Source organism: Erwinia sp. SLM-02 (genome assembly GCF_037450285.1).
Classification (GTDB): Bacteria; Pseudomonadota; Gammaproteobacteria; order Enterobacterales; family Enterobacteriaceae; genus Erwinia.
Window position 1 is genome coordinate 345,219 of record NZ_JAQISN010000004.1, and the last position, 17,445, is coordinate 362,663.

At 59.0% G+C, this 17,445-nt stretch carries 16 protein-coding genes; 13 read left to right on the forward strand and 3 right to left on the reverse strand.

Features of this window, described 5'->3' with window-relative positions; genetic code table 11:
* Positions 1–142: 142 nt before the first annotated feature.
* Together PGH32_RS20765 and PGH32_RS20770 are read left to right on the forward strand one after the other, a co-directional pair.
* Entirely contained in the window at positions 143–862 is a 720-nt protein-coding gene (locus tag PGH32_RS20765) for an AzlC family ABC transporter permease (protein ID WP_443112815.1), read from the forward strand.
* Positions 862–1,173, forward strand: coding sequence for an AzlD domain-containing protein (locus tag PGH32_RS20770; protein ID WP_337894990.1), 312 nt, complete (start codon positions 862–864; stop codon positions 1,171–1,173). The genes PGH32_RS20765 and PGH32_RS20770 overlap by 1 nt, the downstream gene beginning before the upstream one ends.
* Here the strand turns inward: PGH32_RS20770 and panM are convergent.
* The gene (panM, locus tag PGH32_RS20775; protein WP_337894991.1) at positions 1,149–1,553 is read right to left on the reverse strand and encodes an aspartate 1-decarboxylase autocleavage activator PanM; all 405 of its coding nucleotides are present in this window, start codon (positions 1,551–1,553) and stop codon (positions 1,149–1,151) included. The two genes, PGH32_RS20770 and panM, sit on opposite strands and share 25 nt — an antisense overlap.
* Positions 1,554–1,938: 385 nt before the next feature.
* Here panM and PGH32_RS20780 point away from each other — a divergent pair, with 385 nt between their 5' ends.
* The 10 genes from PGH32_RS20780 (at position 1,939) to ugpQ (ending at position 12,135) form a co-directional block, all read left to right on the forward strand.
* A complete protein-coding gene (locus PGH32_RS20780; RefSeq protein ID WP_337894992.1) occupies positions 1,939–3,054 on the forward strand; it encodes a branched-chain amino acid ABC transporter substrate-binding protein in 1,116 nt (371 codons plus the stop codon).
* Positions 3,055–3,189: 135 nt separating this feature from the next.
* The gene (gene livH / locus PGH32_RS20785; protein WP_314425117.1) at positions 3,190–4,116 is read left to right on the forward strand and encodes a high-affinity branched-chain amino acid ABC transporter permease LivH; all 927 of its coding nucleotides are present in this window, start codon (positions 3,190–3,192) and stop codon (positions 4,114–4,116) included.
* Positions 4,113–5,387, forward strand: coding sequence for a high-affinity branched-chain amino acid ABC transporter permease LivM (locus tag PGH32_RS20790; protein ID WP_314425119.1), 1,275 nt, complete (start codon positions 4,113–4,115; stop codon positions 5,385–5,387). The genes livH and PGH32_RS20790 overlap by 4 nt, the downstream gene beginning before the upstream one ends.
* Positions 5,384–6,151, forward strand: coding sequence for a high-affinity branched-chain amino acid ABC transporter ATP-binding protein LivG (gene livG / locus PGH32_RS20795; protein ID WP_314425121.1), 768 nt, complete (start codon positions 5,384–5,386; stop codon positions 6,149–6,151). The genes PGH32_RS20790 and livG overlap by 4 nt, the downstream gene beginning before the upstream one ends.
* Position 6,152: 1 nt before the next feature.
* Positions 6,153–6,866, forward strand: a complete 714-nt coding sequence (gene livF / locus PGH32_RS20800) for a high-affinity branched-chain amino acid ABC transporter ATP-binding protein LivF (protein WP_314425123.1) — start codon at positions 6,153–6,155, stop codon at positions 6,864–6,866.
* 269 nt (positions 6,867–7,135) lie between these two features.
* Positions 7,136–8,452 (forward strand): sn-glycerol-3-phosphate ABC transporter substrate-binding protein UgpB, encoded by a 1,317-nt coding sequence (gene ugpB, locus PGH32_RS20805; RefSeq protein ID WP_337894993.1) that lies wholly within the window; start codon positions 7,136–7,138, stop codon positions 8,450–8,452.
* Between the two features lie 139 nt (positions 8,453–8,591).
* Positions 8,592–9,479, forward strand: coding sequence for a sn-glycerol-3-phosphate ABC transporter permease UgpA (gene ugpA / locus PGH32_RS20810; protein WP_314425128.1), 888 nt, complete (start codon positions 8,592–8,594; stop codon positions 9,477–9,479).
* Positions 9,476–10,321: a sn-glycerol-3-phosphate ABC transporter permease UgpE gene (gene ugpE / locus PGH32_RS20815; protein ID WP_123334112.1), complete on the forward strand. Its 846-nt coding sequence runs from the start codon at positions 9,476–9,478 to the stop codon at positions 10,319–10,321. The genes ugpA and ugpE overlap by 4 nt, the downstream gene beginning before the upstream one ends.
* A 3-nt stretch (positions 10,322–10,324) precedes the next feature.
* The gene (locus tag PGH32_RS20820; RefSeq protein WP_314425131.1) at positions 10,325–11,395 is read left to right on the forward strand and encodes a sn-glycerol-3-phosphate import ATP-binding protein UgpC; all 1,071 of its coding nucleotides are present in this window, start codon (positions 10,325–10,327) and stop codon (positions 11,393–11,395) included.
* Positions 11,395–12,135, forward strand: coding sequence for a glycerophosphodiester phosphodiesterase (gene ugpQ / locus PGH32_RS20825; protein ID WP_200560984.1), 741 nt, complete (start codon positions 11,395–11,397; stop codon positions 12,133–12,135). The genes PGH32_RS20820 and ugpQ overlap by 1 nt, the downstream gene beginning before the upstream one ends.
* Positions 12,136–12,194: 59 nt before the next feature.
* Here the strand turns inward: ugpQ and PGH32_RS20830 are convergent, their stop codons facing one another.
* Complete coding sequence (locus PGH32_RS20830) at positions 12,195–12,491, reverse strand: DUF2756 domain-containing protein (protein ID WP_314425133.1); 297 nt, start codon at positions 12,489–12,491, stop codon at positions 12,195–12,197.
* A 155-nt stretch (positions 12,492–12,646) separates the two neighbouring features.
* On the opposite strand from PGH32_RS20830, the gene ggt reads away from it, so the two are divergent.
* Positions 12,647–14,425, forward strand: coding sequence for a gamma-glutamyltransferase (gene ggt, locus PGH32_RS20835; RefSeq protein WP_337894994.1), 1,779 nt, complete (start codon positions 12,647–12,649; stop codon positions 14,423–14,425).
* Between the two features lie 39 nt (positions 14,426–14,464).
* Here ggt and malT read toward each other — a convergent pair whose 3' ends face one another.
* Complete coding sequence (gene malT / locus PGH32_RS20840; protein ID WP_314425137.1) at positions 14,465–17,188, reverse strand: HTH-type transcriptional regulator MalT; 2,724 nt, start codon at positions 17,186–17,188, stop codon at positions 14,465–14,467.
* Positions 17,189–17,445 lie beyond the last annotated feature (257 nt).

Sequence of the window (17,445 nt, forward strand, 5' to 3'; positions counted from 1 at the left end):
GGCAGGAATGAGCGGACCGAATCTCTGGTGACGGCGGAGTCAAAAGCGCGTGAACTCGCCCTGGCTTAGTCGAGCAATTTTATTCAATATTCTACCGGCGTCGCTTGCCACACTGCTGCTGAATTTACTCAGGAGCCGTCAGATGAATCATCCCGTTACTTCCCTCTCTTCCCCTCAGCCGCCGCCGTGGTCCGGTTTCTGGCGCGGTGCCAGCGGCATGCTGCCGCTCTGTCTGTCGGTGGTGCCGTGGGGCATCCTCGCGGGATCGATGGCCGTTCAGGCCGGGCTGAGCCTGCCGCAGAGCATCGCCATGTCGACGGTCATTTTCGCCGGTGCGGCCCAGCTGGTGACGCTCGGACTGATGCTGTCCGGTGCCAGCGTGGCGACCATCGTCATTTCGGTGTTTTTTATCACCGCCCAGCATTTTCTTTACGGCCTGACGATGCGTGAAACCGTTTCCGTGCTGAAAACGCGCTATCGCCTGCCGATCGGCTTTCTGCTGACCGATGAGCTGTTTGCCCTGAGCTGCGCGCAGCCAAAAGAGAAGCTGACGCCGGGCTATCTGATTGGCGCAGGGCTGACGTTTTATCTCAGCTGGGCGCTGTTCAGCCTGCTCGGGATCGCGATGGCGTCCTCGATCCCGGATCTGGATCGCTATCATCTTGATTTTTCGATCGTCGCCACCTTTATCACCATCGTGGTGCCGATGATTAAAAACCTCAGCGTGCTGTGCGGCGTGGTGGTTTCTCTGCTGCTGTCGATGGTGCTCAGCCTGTATCAGATTGAAGGGGCCATCGCGATTGCCGGCGTGTGTGGCATGTTCTGTTCGGTGCTGGTCGCCCGTTTACGGCAGGAGGCATGATGAGCTGGTTATTACTGTTTACGCTGGCCGGGGTGGTATTTTTTAACCGCTATCTGTTCCTGGAGCCGGCGGTGCCGGTCAGGCTGCCCGCCGCGATCCGCGAAGCGCTAAAATATTCCGCCCCCTGTCTGCTGACCGCAATCTGCGGGCCGATTATTTTGCTGAATCACGGCGACGTGCGCGCCCTGAGCGACAATCCCTATCTGTTTGGCGCACTGGTGGGCGTGCTGATTGCCGCACGGGTGCGCAGTATGGTACTCAGCGTGCTGCTGATCCTGGCAGTGTTCTATCTGCTCTGCTGGTGGATGTAGCACTTTAGTTCCGCATCAAACTGAAAACCCGCCGCCTGCATAAAGGCGGCGATCGCCTCAGCGCCGTCCGTCCCGTCGTTGGCTATCTGCCAGCGGGTAACATGCGGATTCTGCGCCAGCGTATCCTCCAGCAGATACAGGCCGACCCCGCGTCGGCGCGTCACTTCCCGCACCATCAGCTGCGACAGCCTGCCTTCATTACCGGTTATCACCAGCTGTACCGCCGCCAGCAGGCGTTCGTTGAATCGCGCTGCATACAGCCGATGCCGTTCATCCAGCTGCGATTCCAGCCTGTGGGAATCGGCCTGCGGCCAGATTTTTTGCAGATCGCTGTGGTCCTGTATTGAGAAGTGTTGCAGGCGAATGATGGTTAGCTTCATTGTAAAAACCCGTCGGTCAGAAAGGCATATTGTAGCGAAGTTGACCATACTAAAGCGTGGAAGTTTTCTGTACAAAAACGAGGCGTTCTGTTTCTGAATTAAACAATTTACCGAGTAAATCATTATTCGGTTAGCAATTGTCCAGCATAAACCGCTGGAAAATTGCCGGAAACGTAACCGTTAATGCCAGCTTATTATGCTGTTGCATCCGCGATTTAGTGAATATGTCAGTTGATTTACAGCAGAATATTCCTGTTTAATAACCTGAAATTTAACGCCTTTATACCAATAAAATGCCGCATTAATCCCTAAGCCTTTCTTTGTAAAGCGATTAGGAAAAATGACGGTAAAAAATAGCCAAATCACAACAGATGGGGAAGTTCGGATGAAAATCAGTAAAGGTAGTGCATTCCTGGCGGGCTGCGTAGCCCTGGCAATGAGCCACGCTGCGTTAGCAAAAGATATCAAAGTAGCGATCGTGGGTGCGATGTCCGGTCCGGTGGCGCAGTATGGCGACATGGAGTTCACCGGTGCCAAGCAGGCGATTGCTGACATCAACGCCAAAGGCGGCGTGAACGGCAACAAGCTGGTCGGCGTGGAATATGATGATGCCTGCGACCCGAAACAGGCCGTCGCGGTAGCCAACAAGGTGATTAACGACGGCATCCGCTACGTTATCGGCCATCTGTGCTCTTCCTCTACCCAGCCGGCTTCCGATATCTATGAAGATGAAGGCGTGCTGATGATCACCCCGGCTGCCACCGCGCCGGATCTGACCAGCCGCGGCTACAAGCTGGTGATGCGTACCACCGGTCTGGACTCCGACCAGGGTCCAACCGCCGCGAAATACATCCTGAACGACATCAAACCACAGCGTATCGCGGTGATTCACGATAAGCAGCAATACGGTGAAGGCCTGGCGCGTTCCGTGCAGGACAGCCTGAAAAAATCCGGCGGCAACGTGGTGATGTTTGAAGGTGTGACCGCTGGGGATAAAGACTTCTCTACCCTGGTTGCGCGCCTGAAGAAAGAAAACATCGATTTCGTTTACTTCGGCGGCTACTACCCGGAAATGGGCCAGATCCTGCGTCAGTCACGTGCGGCAGGCCTGAAAACCCAGTTCATGGGCCCGGAAGGCGTGGGTAACTCCTCACTGTCTAACATCGCCGGTGCAGCCTCCGAAGGCATGCTGGTGACGCTGCCTAAGCGTTACGATCAGGTTGCCGCTAACCAGCCAATCGTTGACGCGCTGAAGGGCAAAAAACTGGACCCAACCGGTCCGTTCGTCTGGACAACCTACGCCGCACTGCAGTCTCTGACCGCCGGTATGGAGCGTAGCAAAAGCGAAGAGCCGGAAGAGATCGTGAAAAACCTGAAAGGCGGCGCGGCAGTGCCAACCGTGATGGGCGATCTGAACTGGGACGAGAAGGGCGATTTGAAAGGCTTCGAGTTCGGCGTTTTCAAATGGCATGCTGATGGGTCTTCCACGGCGGTGAAGTAAACCCGTCTGCGGGCCAGGTGAACCTGGCCCCTGCGGCGAGACGATCATCCCCCGTAGGGGTCGGGCCTGCCCGGCCCTTTGTTGTATTCATCCTTCTGCCCTGCCTGTGCAGGAGGAATCGTAAGGTATTCAGGTATGTCCGAGCAGTTTCTCTATTTCCTGCAGCAAATGTTCAACGGCGTGACGTTGGGCAGCACCTATGCGCTGATCGCCATCGGTTACACCATGGTGTACGGCATCATCGGCATGATTAACTTTGCCCACGGCGAAGTCTATATGATCGGCAGCTACGTTTCGTTTATCGTCATCGCGGCATTGATGATGATGGGGATCGATGCCAGCTGGCTGCTGATCGGCTGTGGCTTTGTGGTGGCGGTGGTCATCGCCAGCTGCTACGGCTGGAGCATTGAGCGCGTGGCCTACAGGCCGGTACGTTCGTCGAAGCGTCTGATCGCGCTGATCTCCGCTATCGGGATGTCGATCTTCCTGCAGAACTACGTCAGCCTGACCCAGGGCTCGCGCGATCTTGCGCTGCCAAGCCTGGTCACCGGACAGTGGACGCTGGGGGAAAGCAACGGCTTTGCCGCCACCATTTCCACCATGCAGATGGTGATCTGGGCGGTGACCTTCCTCGCTATGCTGGCGCTGACGCTGTTTATTCGCTACTCCCGCATGGGCCGCGCCTGCCGCGCCTGTGCTGAAGATCTGAAAATGGCCAGCCTGCTGGGCATCAATACCGACCGCGTGATCTCGCTGACCTTTGTGATCGGCGCGGCGATGGCGGCGGTGGCCGGCGTGCTGCTGGGCCAGTTCTACGGCGTGATTAACCCGTACATCGGCTTCATGGCCGGGATGAAGGCCTTCACCGCTGCGGTACTGGGCGGCATCGGCAGCATCCCAGGCGCGATGCTGGGTGGACTGATCCTCGGTATTGCCGAGGCGCTGACCTCCGCCTATCTGAGCACCGAGTACAAAGACGTGGTGTCATTTGCGCTGCTGATCGTGGTGCTGCTGGTGATGCCAACCGGTATTCTGGGCCGTCCGGAGGTTGAGAAAGTATGAAAAAGCTTAACCTGCTGAATGCGCTTGTTTCCTCTCTGATGCTGCTGGTGCTGGCCGCGTTCTTTATGGGCCTGCGGTTGAACCTCGACGGCACGCACCTGGTGGTCAACAACGCCGGTGACGTGCGCTGGAACTGGATTGCCGTCGGCTGCGGCGTGGTCTTTATCTTCCAGATGCTGCGCCCGCTGGTGCAGAGCAGCCTGAAAAAAGTCTCCGGCCCTTCGCTGGTGCTGCCGGGGATTGATGGCTCTACGCCGAAGCAGAAGCTGTTCCTGCTGGCGCTGGTGGTTGCGGCGGCGGTCTGGCCGTTTATCGTTTCGCGCGGTACGGTGGATATCGCCACCCTGACGCTGATCTACGTGATGCTCGGACTGGGGCTGAACGTGGTGGTGGGGCTTTCCGGCCTGCTGGTGCTGGGCTACGGCGGCTTCTACGCCATCGGTGCCTATACCTTTGCCTTACTGAATCACTACTACGGGCTGGGCTTCTGGCAGTCGCTGCCGCTGGCGGGCATCGTCGCCGCCGGATTTGGTCTGCTGCTGGGCTTCCCGGTGCTGCGCCTGCGCGGTGACTACCTGGCGATTGTGACGCTTGGCTTCGGCGAGATCGTGCGTATTCTGCTGCTGAATAACACCGAACTGACCGGTGGCCCGAACGGCATCAGCCAGATCCCGAAACCGTCGTTCTTTGGCCTGGAGTTCAACCGCAGCGTGCGCGACGGCGGCTGGGACACCTTCCATAACTTCTTCGGCCTGAAGTACGACCCGAGCGATCGTATTATCTTCCTGTACATGGTTGCGCTGCTGCTGGTGGTCATCACCCTGTTCGTGATCAACCGCCTGCTGCGTATGCCGCTGGGCCGCGCCTGGGAAGCGCTGCGTGAAGACGAAATCGCCTGCCGCTCGCTGGGCCTCAGCCCGACGCGCATCAAGCTGACAGCCTTCACCATCAGCGCCGCGTTTGCCGGTTTCGCCGGCTGCCTGTTCGCCGCGCGCCAGGGCTTTGTCAGCCCGGAATCCTTCACCTTTGCCGAATCTGCCTTTGTACTGGCGATCGTGGTACTGGGCGGGATGGGATCGCAGTTTGCGGTGATCCTCGCGGCGGTGCTGCTGGTGGTTTCCCGTGAACTGATGCGCGACCTCAACGAGTACAGCATGCTGGTGCTCGGTGGATTAATGGTATTGATGATGATCTGGCGTCCGCAGGGGCTGTTGCCGATGAAGCGTCCGCACCTGAAGTTGAAAAATGCGGAAAAAGGAGAGCAGGCATGAGCCAGCCTTTGTTAACAGTCAATGGCCTGATGATGCGCTTTGGCGGCCTGCTGGCGGTCAACAACGTTGAACTGGAGCTGCGCCAGCAGGAAATCGTCTCGCTTATCGGCCCGAACGGGGCGGGTAAAACCACGGTATTCAACTGCCTGACCGGGTTCTACAAGCCGACCGGCGGCTCGATTATGCTGGGCGATAAACAGCTGGCCGGCCTGCCGGGGCAGCAGATCGCCCGTATGGGCGTGGTGCGAACCTTCCAGCACGTGCGCCTGTTCCGTGAAATGACGGTGATCGAGAACCTGCTGGTGGCACAGCATCAGCATCTGAAAAGCGGCGTCTTTTCCGGCCTGCTGAAGACCCCGGCCTTCCGTCGGGCGGAAAGCGATGCGCTGGATCGCGCAGCCACCTGGCTGAAGCGCGTGGGGCTGCTTGAGCTGGCCAACCGTCAGGCGGGGAACCTCGCCTACGGCCAGCAGCGCCGTCTGGAAATTGCCCGCTGCATGGTCACGCGCCCGGAAATTCTGATGCTGGATGAACCGGCGGCGGGGCTTAACCCGAAAGAAACTCACGAGCTGGATGAGCTGATCGCAGAACTGCGCGGCGAACATAAAGTCTCGGTACTGCTGATTGAACACGATATGAAACTGGTAATGGGTATTTCTGACCGTATTTATGTGGTGAACCAGGGCACGCCGCTGGCTAACGGTACGCCGGACGAGATCCGCAACAACCCGGACGTGATCCGCGCTTACCTCGGGGAGGCATAAGATGAGTCATCCCATGCTGTCTCTGAATAATATCAGTGCGCACTACGGCAAAATTCAGGCGCTGCACAACGTCAGCCTGCATATTAATCAGGGGGAAATTGTCACCCTGATTGGTGCTAACGGCGCAGGTAAAACCACCATTCTGGGCACCCTGTGCGGCGAACCGCGCGCCACCCAGGGCACCATCGTCTTCGACGGCAAGGATATTACCGACTGGCAGACCGCGCGCATTATGCGTGAGGCCATCGCCATCGTGCCGGAAGGCCGGCGGGTATTTTCCCGCATGACTGTGGAAGAAAACCTGGCGATGGGCGGTTTCTTTGCCGAGCGTCAGCAGTATCAGGATCGCATCAAGCGCGTTTACGAACTGTTCCCGCGCCTGTGGGAACGGCGTATCCAGCGTGCCGGGACCATGTCCGGCGGCGAGCAGCAGATGCTGGCGATTGGCCGTGCGCTGATGAGCCAGCCACGCCTGCTGCTGCTGGATGAACCGTCGCTGGGCCTGGCGCCGATTATCATTCAGCAGATTTTCGACACCATCGAACAGCTGCGCAAAGAGGGGATGACTATCTTCCTCGTTGAGCAGAATGCGAATCAGGCGCTGAAGCTGGCGGACCGCGGCTACGTGCTCGAAAACGGCCATGTGGTGCTCGAAGACACGGGTGATGCATTGTTAGCCAACGAGGCGGTCAGAAGCGCCTACCTCGGCGGATAAGTATTCAGGGCAGCCCACGCGGCTGCCCTTTTTTGTCCCGAACGTGCAGGCAACTGTGCATTAAATCTGTGATCGTCTTCTCTCTGTTGATTGCCAAAGTTGTTACATCCCTCTCACTTCTGCCGTCACGTTTTGAAATTCCCGTCATTCGCCCGTCACATTTCCGTCACATCACTATTATTAATCTGTCATTTAGCCGTGGCATGTTACTTGCCGACTCACACAGTGCGCGGAATCGCGCATCATTAAAACGGGCACAGGAAACCGATATGTCATCTACCGCATTCCGTCGTACCGCTCTCAGCATGGTGCTGGGACTGACCTTCAGCGGCAGCGCGCTGGCCGCTACCGAAATTCCGTTCTGGCACTCGATGGAAGGCGAGCTGGGCGTAGAGGTTGACTCACTGGCGAAGCGTTTTAACGAAACCCACCCCGATTACAAAATTGTGCCGACCTACAAAGGCAACTACGAACAGAGCCTGGCGGCGGGTATTGCTGCCGTGCGTACCGGTAAAGCACCTGCTGTTTTGCAGGTTTATGAAGTGGGCACGGCGACCATGATGGCGTCGAAAGCCATCGTTCCGGTCAACGAAGTGTTCAAAAAAGCCGGTATTGCGATGGATGCGAAGCAGTTCGTGCCTGCGGTTGCCGGTTACTACAGCGATTCGAAAGGCGAGCTGATCTCCCAGCCGTTTAACAGCTCCACGCCGGTGCTGTACTACAACAAAGACGCTTTCAAAAAAGCCGGTCTGAACCCGGACCAGCCGCCAAAAACCTGGCAGGAACTGGCGAAAGATACCGACGCGCTGCGTAAAGCGGGCATGTCCTGCGGCTACGCCAGCGGCTGGCAGGGCTGGATCCAGATTGAGAACTTCAGCGCCTGGCACGGCCTGCCGGTCGCCACCAAAAACAACGGCTTCGACGGTACCGATGCGGAGCTGGAGTTCAACAAGCCGGTGCAGGTGCGCCATATCCAGATGCTGTCCGATCTGAACAAGAAGGGTGATTTCACCTACTTCGGCCGCAAAGATGAATCCACCTCCAAGTTCTATAACGGCGACTGTGCCATCACCACCGCCTCTTCCGGCTCGCTGGCCGACATCCGCAAATACGCCAAGTTTAACTTCGGCGTGGGCATGATGCCTTACGATGAAACCGTGCCGAACGCGCCGCAGAACGCCATTATCGGCGGTGCCAGCCTGTGGGTGATGAAGGGCAAAGACGATGCGACCTACAAAGGCGTCGCCGAGTTTATGCAGTTCCTGGCCAAGCCGGAAATCGCTGCCGAATGGCACCAGAAAACCGGCTACCTGCCGATCACCACCGCGGCCTACGAGCTGACCAAACAGCAGGGCTTCTATGACAAGAACCCGGGGGCGGATATCGCGACTCGCCAGATGCTGAACAAAGACCCGCTGCCGTTCACCAAAGGCATGCGTCTGGGCAATATGCCGCAGATCCGTACCATCGTTGACGAAGAGCTGGAAGGCGTGTGGACCGGGAAGCAAACGCCGCAGGCCGCGCTGGATAAGGCCGTGAAGCGGGGTAACGAGCTGCTGCGTCGTTTCGAACAGCAGACTAAGTAACCGTTGCCGTTGCAGAGCGCCGTTCGCCTTCGGGCCGGGCGGCGCTTTGCCAGCAAAGGCACATCACCGATCTCTCCCGCGGGGGCGATCGGTGATGTGCCCGTTAACACCGACCCCGTTCCGCACGAGATAACCCACTATGGCTCAGCCCCGTCCCGTTTTCCGCAATCGCTTTTTGCCCTATCTGCTGCTGCTGCCGCAGCTGGTGATTACGGCGATTTTCTTTATCTGGCCAGCGGGCGAAGCGCTCTGGTACTCGCTGCAAAGCATCGACCCGTTCGGTATCTCCAGCACTTTTGTCGGCATGGAGAACTTCGAGCGGCTGTTCAGCGACGGTCTGTACCTGGAGTCATTCTGGACGACGATTAAATTCAGCGGGATGGTCACGTTCTTCGGCATGGGGCTGTCGCTGCTGCTGGCGGCGCTGGTGGACTATGTTATCCGCCTGAAAAAGACCTATCAGACGCTGCTGCTACTGCCCTACGCGGTAGCGCCGGTCGTTGCGGCGGTGCTGTGGATGTTTCTGTTTAACCCCGGGCTGGGGCTGTTCAGCCACCTGCTGAACCAGTGGGGCTACAACTGGAACTACGCGCAGAACAGCGGGCAGGCGATGTTCCTGATCGTGCTGGCCTCTATCTGGCAGCAGATGAGCTACAACTTCCTGTTTTTCTTCGCCGCGCTACAGTCGATTCCGAAGTCGCTGGTTGAGGCGGCGGCAATTGACGGGGCAGGCCCGGTACGGCGCTTCTTCGCGCTGTCGCTGCCGCTGATTACCCCGGTGAGCTTCTTCCTGCTGGTGGTGAACCTGGTGTATGCCTTCTTCGATACCTTCCCGGTGATCGATGCTGCCACCGGCGGTGGCCCGGTGCAGGCCACCACCACGCTGATTTATAAAATTTACCGCGAAGGCTTTGCCGGGCTGGATCTCTCTTCCTCTGCCGCCCAGTCGGTGGTGCTGATGCTGCTGGTGATTGTGCTGACGGTGATTCAGTTCCGCTTTGTTGAGCGTAAGGTGCGTTACCAATGATTGAAAATCGTCGCGGGCTGGATATTTTCAGCCATACCCTGCTGATCCTCGGCATCCTGACCATCCTGTTCCCGCTGTATGTGGCCTTTGTGGCCGCCACGCTGGATAACACCGCCGTTTATCAGGTGCCGATGACGCTGATCCCCGGCAGCCACCTGTGGGAGAACATCAGCAATATCTGGGTTCGGGGAGTGAACGGCAGCGGCCCGGCCTTCAGCCTGATGCTGATGAACAGCCTGTTTATGGCGCTGGCGATCACCATCGGCAAAATCAGCGTCTCGATCATTTCGGCGTTTGCGCTGGTGTGGTTCCGCTTTCCGCTGCGCGGTCTGTTTTTCTGGATGATCTTCATCACCCTGATGCTGCCGGTGGAAGTGCGTATTTTCCCGACGGTGCAGGTAATTGCCGATCTGAATATGCTCGACAGCTACAGCGGCCTGACGCTGCCGCTGATGGCCTCCGCGACCGCGACCTTCCTGTTCCGCCAGTTCTTTATGTCGATGCCGGACGAGCTGATGGAGGCGGCGCGCGTTGACGGTGCCAGCCCGATGCGCTTTTTCCGCGACATCGTTCTGCCGCTGTCAAAAACCAACCTGGCGGCGCTGTTTGTGATCACCTTTATCTACGGCTGGAACCAGTATTTATGGCCGCTGCTGATTGTGAACGATGCCTCGATGAGCACCGCCGTGGCGGGTATAAAAAGCATGATCTCCACCAGCGGTTCGCCAACGCAGTGGAATGAAGTGATGGCGGCAATGCTGTTAACCCTGATCCCGCCCGTGGTGATCGTTTTAGTCATGCAGCGTGCGTTCGTGCGCGGTCTGGTAGAGAGTGAGAAATAATCTATGGCTGGTGTAAGACTTCAGGCAGTAACCAAAACCTACGACGGAAAAATCCAGATCATCCAACCGCTGGACGTGACCGTGCAGGATGGCGAGTTTATGGTGATGGTCGGCCCTTCCGGCTGCGGGAAATCGACCCTGCTGCGGATGGTTGCCGGGCTGGAGCGGGTGACCAGCGGGGACATTTATATTGATTCCCGCCGCGTGACCGATGAAGAGCCGAAAGATCGCGGCATCGCGATGGTGTTCCAGAACTACGCACTGTATCCGCATATGAGCGTGGAAGAGAACATGGCCTGGGGCCTGAAAATTCGCGGCATGGGCAAAGAACAGATCCGGCAAAAGGTGCTGGAAGCGGCGCGCAGCCTGGAGCTGGAACCGCTGCTGAAGCGCCGCCCGCGTGAGCTTTCCGGCGGCCAGCGCCAGCGCGTGGCGATGGGGCGCGCTATCGTTCGCGAACCGGCGGTGTTCCTGTTTGACGAGCCGCTGTCGAACCTGGATGCCCGCCTGCGCGTGCAGATGCGTCTGGAGCTGCAGCAGCTGCATCGCCGCCTGCAAACCACCAGTCTGTACGTTACCCACGACCAGGTGGAAGCGATGACGCTGGCACAGCGGGTCATGGTGATGAACAAAGGCGTGCTGGAACAGCTGGGCACGCCAACCGAGATTTATGAACGCCCGGCGACGCGCTTCGTCGCCAGTTTTATCGGTGCACCCGCCATGAACCTGCTGGACGGGCAGTTCAGCGCCGACGGGTCACGCTTCAGCCTGGACGAGCGTTTTGCCTTGCCGATTGCTGCGCCTTCGGCGGGCAAGGCCGGTCAGGCGTTGACGCTGGGTATTCGCCCGGAGCATATTGAGCTGTCTTCTGCCGAAGCCGGCGGTATTCCGCTGGTGGTGGAGACGCTGGAAATGCTGGGAGCAGACAACCTGGCACACGGCAAATGGGGCCAGCATAAGCTGGTCGTGCGGCTGCCGCATTCGCTGCGCCCGGCCGCAGGCAGCACGCTGTGGCTGCATCTGCCGCCGTCGTCGCTGCACTTCTTTGACCACAATGGACAACGTACTGAATGATTAATCGTGCCTGGCCCTATCCGCCGATTGTCGCCCACCGCGGCGGCGGCAAACTGGCTCCGGAAAATACCCTGGCCGCTATCGATCTTGGCGCGCAGCTGGGCCATCTGATGATTGAGTTTGATGCCAAGCTGTCTCAGGACGGCGAAATTTTCCTGCTGCACGACGACACGCTCGACCGCACCAGCAACGGCTGGGGCGTGGCCGGGCAGCTGCCGTGGGATAAGCTGGTCCAGCTGGATGCCGGGAGCTGGTTTGGTAAAACCTTCGACGGCGAGCGCCTGCCGCTGCTGGCGCAGGTGGCGGACCGCTGCCGCCAGCACCGGCTGATGGCCAATATCGAAATCAAGCCAACCACCGGCCTTGAGGTGGAAACCGGTCGTGTAGTGGCGCTGGCCGCGCGCGATCTGTGGCAGGACCAGGTGGCGCCGCTGCTCTCCTCGTTCTCTTACGAGGCGCTGGAAGCGGCGCAGAAAGCCGCACCGGAGCTGCCGCGCGGCCTGCTGCTGCATGAGTGGGATGATAACTGGCGGCAGATGACCGATGCGCTGGGATGCCTCTCCATCCATCTAAACCACAAACTGCTGGATGAACGGCGCACCGCCGAGCTGAAGCAGGCCGGGCTGCGGATTCTGGTGTATACGGTTAACGAGCCGGAGCGCGCGCATCAGCTGCTGCAGTGGGGCGTGGATGCCATCTGTACCGACCGCATTGACGTTATCGGGCCGGATTTCCGCTGAGAATAAAGCGGGCGACCGCTGAGGGTCGCCCGTACTGTCGTGCTGAGGTTGCCCGCCCGTTAAGGCTGGTTCGTCGGCAGGGTGTTGTTGCTGTGGCCCGGCTGATTGTTCAGCGTGCGCTGGGAGGCGCTGTCGCGCTGCTCCTGGACTTTACGCTGTAAATCCTGCTGCTGCCGCTGCTGATCCTGCTGAAGTTTCAGCTTCTGCTGAGACTGCTGGGTCTGCATCTGCTGCTGCATGCGCTGGGTGCTGGGGTTGTAGCCCGGCTGGTTGGGGTTATTGCCGTTATTTAACATATTCGCCATACCGCTCAGCGGCAGCAGGGCGACAAGCATCACTAACACTTTCGTTTTCATTGTGATTCCTCCGTGTTACTTCCCTCATTTTACGTCAGACGCAACGCTCTGAGGCCAGGAGTGCTCCTGATTTCGCACAAAGTTCGCAAAGTAGCCATTTTTGTCCATATTTATCAATGGCAAACATAACGTAAATAAACTTAAAGGATGTAACAATGATGACACAAGCTAAGAGGCGTCGGCTGTCGTGGTCGCTGTTGGCCGGGCTGCTGGTCTGGCAGGGTGCGGGTGCTGCCCCCAGCGACACGCCGACGGCACAGCCCGCACCGGCAGCGGCACCGGTTTCCTACGGGGTAGGCGCGGATACTTTCCATCCGGTGAAAGCGGCGCACGGCATGGTGGCATCGGTAGACGCTACGGCCACGGCGGTCGGCGTGAAGATCCTCGAACAGGGCGGTAACGCGGTGGATGCGGCGGTGGCCGTTGGCTATGCGCTCGCCGTGACGCATCCGCAGGCGGGTAATCTGGGCGGCGGCGGTTTTATGCTGCTGCGAACCGCTGCCGGCAATACCACCTCGATTGATTTCCGTGAAATGGCACCGGTTCGCGCCAGCCGCGATATGTTCCTGGATGCACAGGGAAATGCCGACAGTAAAAAATCGCTGACCTCCCATCTGGCATCCGGCGTTCCCGGCACGGTCGCGGGCTTCTCTCTGGCGAATCAAAAGTACGGCACGCTGCCGCTCAGCACGCTGATCCAGCCCGCGCTGGAGCTGGCGCGCAAGGGGATTGTGGTTAACGAATCGCTGGCCGACGACCTTAGCGTCTACGGCAAAGAGGTGCTGCTCAGCCACCCGAGCAGCAAGGCCATCTTCTTTAAGGCCGACGGCACGCCGTGGCAGCAAGGTGAAAAGCTGGTGCAGCGTAATCTGGCGAACAGCCTGGAGCTGATTTCCCGCCAGGGGCCGGATGCGTTTTATAAGGGGAAAATCGCCGACCAAATCGCCGCGGAAATGGAACAGCACGGCGGGCTGATCGGCAAAACGGACCTGGCCAACTACCGCGCCATCGAGCGCAAGCCGGTCAGCGGCAGCTATCGCGGCTATGAAGTCTATTCCATGCCGCCGCCGTCCTCCGGCGGTATCCACATCGTGCAGATCCTCAATATCCTGGAAAACTTTGACCTGGCGAAGATGGGCTTCGGCAGCGCGGATGCTATCCAGGTGATGGCGGAAGCGGAAAAATACGCCTACGCCGACCGCTCGGAATACCTCGGCGATCCGGAGTTTGTTAAGGTGCCCGGTGCGGCGCTGACCAGCAAAGCGTATGCGAAAACCCTGGCGCAGCAGATCGACCTGGCGAAGGCGCGCCCGTCGTCGGAGATCAAGCCCGGCAAGCTGGCCCCGTATGAAAGCGATCAGACCACGCACTTCTCGGTGGTGGATAAAGACGGCAATGCGGTAGCGGTGACCTATACGTTGAATACCAACTTCGGCAGCGGCATCGTGGCCAGCGACAGCGGCATTCTGCTCAATAACGAGATGGATGACTTTTCCGCCAAGCCCGGCACGCCAAATGTGTATGGTCTGGTCGGCGGTGAGGCCAATGCGGTACAGCCGTACAAGCGCCCGCTCTCCTCCATGTCGCCGACCATCGTGGCGAAAGACGGCAAGACCTGGCTGGTCACCGGCAGCCCGGGCGGTAGCCGCATTATTACCACCGTGCTGCAAATGGTGGTTAACAGCATCGACTTTGGCATGAACGTGGCGGAAGCCACCAACGCACCGCGCTTCCACCATCAGTGGCTGCCGGATCAGCTGCGGGTGGAGAAGGGCTTCAGCCCGGATACGCTGAAGCTGCTGGGTGAGAAGGGCCAGCAGGTGAAGGTGATGCCGGCGATGGGCAGCACTCAGAGCATTATGCTGGGGCCGGACGGTATGCGCTATGGCGCTTCGGATCCGCGGACGATTGATGATTTAACGGCAGGATACTGACAGCAGCAGGGTCGGCGCTAACCGCCGGGCCCTGTTTCTTTACTGGGTGCTCACGCCCATTCCCATCAGCTTAAGCAGCTGCTGTGCCTGCTGTACCGCCTCCTGACGATGGACCACGCCAAGCTTCTGATACAGATTGCGGATATGGGTTTTGATGGTGGTGGCCGCCACGTCCAGCTCGCCCGCGATGCGCTCGTTGCTGTAGCCGGAATAAATCAGGCCCAGTACCTGCCACTCGCGCTGGGTCAGCGGGCTGGTGCGGATCAGCTCCGGTACCTGCGGATGGGTCAGCAGGCGGGTAACAAAGCTTTCGTCAAAGTGTGCGAACTTGTGGCGATGATGCTGATTAATATCGCGCAGGATACGCTGAGCGCGCCGCTGTTCCATTTCCGGCAGCGTGTTGAGCTGCAACAGCTGGCGGAGCTGCTGAGCCATCGGCTCGCCTTCAATCACAAAATGACTGATAAAGCCGGTACGGTTGGCCAGCGTCAGCGCTTCAATCAGCGCCTGCTGGGCTTCGGCTTTACGGCCTTCCCGCCAGTACAGCGCGTTGCTGAGCAGCAGGTTACGGTTTAAGTCGCTGGTCAGCAGCAGGCGGCGTGCATTGTCATTCAGTTCGTCCAGTACCACTTCCGCCTGGCTGAACTGACCGAGCAGGATCTGGGCGCGGGCGATATTGCGCCACTGCCCCTGTAAGAAGTGATTATCGGCATCCGCCGGTTTCAGGGTCAGACCCAACCAGCCGGTGGCCGTGGTGACGTCGTGGGTCATCTGCCAGTAAATTACCCGCGCCTCGTCGGCGTTGGTTACCCAGTCGCTGTGGTAGTGGCCGTTGCTGAGCAGATTCTCACAGCGGTTCAGATAGCGACGGGCGTTATCCAGATCGCCGCGCGCCAGCGCGCATTTCGCCAGTACCGTCAGGCACTGAAGCTGCTGCTGCGGGTGGAAATTTTCCAGCACTTTTAGCCCGGCGCGGGCGGCGTTTTCGGCGTCGTCCAGATGTGCCCACGAGAGCAACAGCTGCGCACGCAGGCGCAGCAGGAACTCATGCATTGGCAGCTGCTCCAGCCCTTCTTCCGCAATCAGACGGAATGCCTGCTCCTGCGTGTCCCAGGCCGTTTGCAGATAACCCTGCGCAATCAGGATTTCGCTCTGCTGCAGCAGCGCCCACAGCGCGTAGTGGCAGACGTTCTCCTGCCGCGCCATCTGTGCGGTTTGCTGCATCATCATCAGTGCCATAGCCAGCTCGCCCCGGCAGTGCAGCACTTCTCCGCGCACCGAGGTGGCGACGATACGGCTGAAGGCGCAGCTCAGCGGCAGGGTATCCAGCGCCAGCAGCGCCAGCCGGTCGGCTTCATCCGGTCGCCCGGCGTTGATCGCCACCTGGGCGCGCAGGGCGTTAAATTCCGCGCTGAGCAGCGCATCGACCACCACCTGCTCCCGCGCCATTTCCTGTTCGGCCCGCGCCAGCAGGCGGTCAACTTCGTTGTAGCGGTGCTGGCTCTGCGCCAGCCACGCCTGCAGCAGGATCAGCCGGGGATTTTCAACCAGCTGCTTCCAGGGCAGCGCCTGTAGGCCTTTTTCCAGCAGCGTCAGTTCGCTGTGGTTAAACAGGGTCCACGCGTGGCGCAGCAGAATATCGCGCAGCAGAGGGATATCTTCCGCTTCCAGCGCGTGATGGATCGCCTCACCGGCATAGCCCTGGGCCATCCAGCCCTCGGCGGCGGCGCGGTGAATGGCGTGCAGCTCGCTGCCGAGCTCCCACTGGCAGCGCTGGCGCAGGAAGGAGGCAAACAGCGGATGGAAGTTGAACCACTCGCCGCGCTCGTCCATGCGCTGAATAAACAGCCCCTGACGTTCGGTTTCTTCCAGCCGCCGCTGGCCGCACTCTTCGCGGGTCAGGCGGGCAATCAGCCCGTCGTTCATCGAGCGCAGCACCGAGCTGCGCAGCAGGAAGTTACGCGTGGCATCGTCCACACAGTCCAGCACCTCATCCACCAGATAATCCGCCAGATGGCTGGCGTTGATCCCGGCCAGGCGCTGGGCAGACTGATGGGTTGGCGTATTGGACTGGCGGGCGGAAAGGGCGATCAGCTGTAGCGCGGTGGCCCATCCGGCCACTTCATCACACAGCCGCTGCGATTCCTGTTCGGCGATCGGCTGCTGCAGGCGACCGGCGAAAAAGGCGCGGGTTTCTTCATGGGTGAAGGCCAGCGACTGGCTGTTGATTTCCAGCAGCTGCTCGCGCACGCGCAGATTGGCAATACCTAAAGACGGCAGATTGCGGGAGAGGATCACCAGCGTCAGGTTTTCCGGCTGATGGCGCAGGAAAAAGCGCATTGCCTGATGAATCACGTCATTGGTCAGCTGGTGGTAATCATCAATTACGATGGTCAGCGGCGACTGCCATTCGGCCAGCTCGATAAACAGCTGTGAGAACAGGGCATTCAGCGAGGCATACTGCCTTTTTGACGCCAGAGCCTCACTGCGGACGCAGTGGCCGCCGGTCGCCTGTTGAATGGCCGCCATAAAATAGTTGGCGAAGCGTTCGGGATAGTTGTCGCTTTCATCCAGCGAGTACCAGCCCAGATCGCTTTTTCCTGCTGCCCACTGGGCCATCAGTGTCGTTTTACCATAGCCTGCCGGGCTGGTGACCAGCACCAGACGGTAAAGATGGGTGTTGGCCAGCCTGGCGATCAGGCGATCGCGTACCAGCGTATTCTCTAACCTTAGCGGTCTGCTTAGTTTTGAGGGTATCAGCATGGCGAACACTTCACTGTGTGATGGCGAAAGAAGAAATAAAATGAATTATTTCGCAGCGTGTAATTAAAATACCTTCGACCAGGATGACTCGTATTGCAAGATGCAGTGCAAATGGAGATTCTGTAAGTTGCACTGCATCACATTTCCTTATGATTTTTTACATCGTGCCACACTGGCGCGATTAATGAATTGACGCATACTTAATTAAATCGCATTACTTTTAACTCACCCCGCCTACCTCTTTTTTAGCCGTGCAG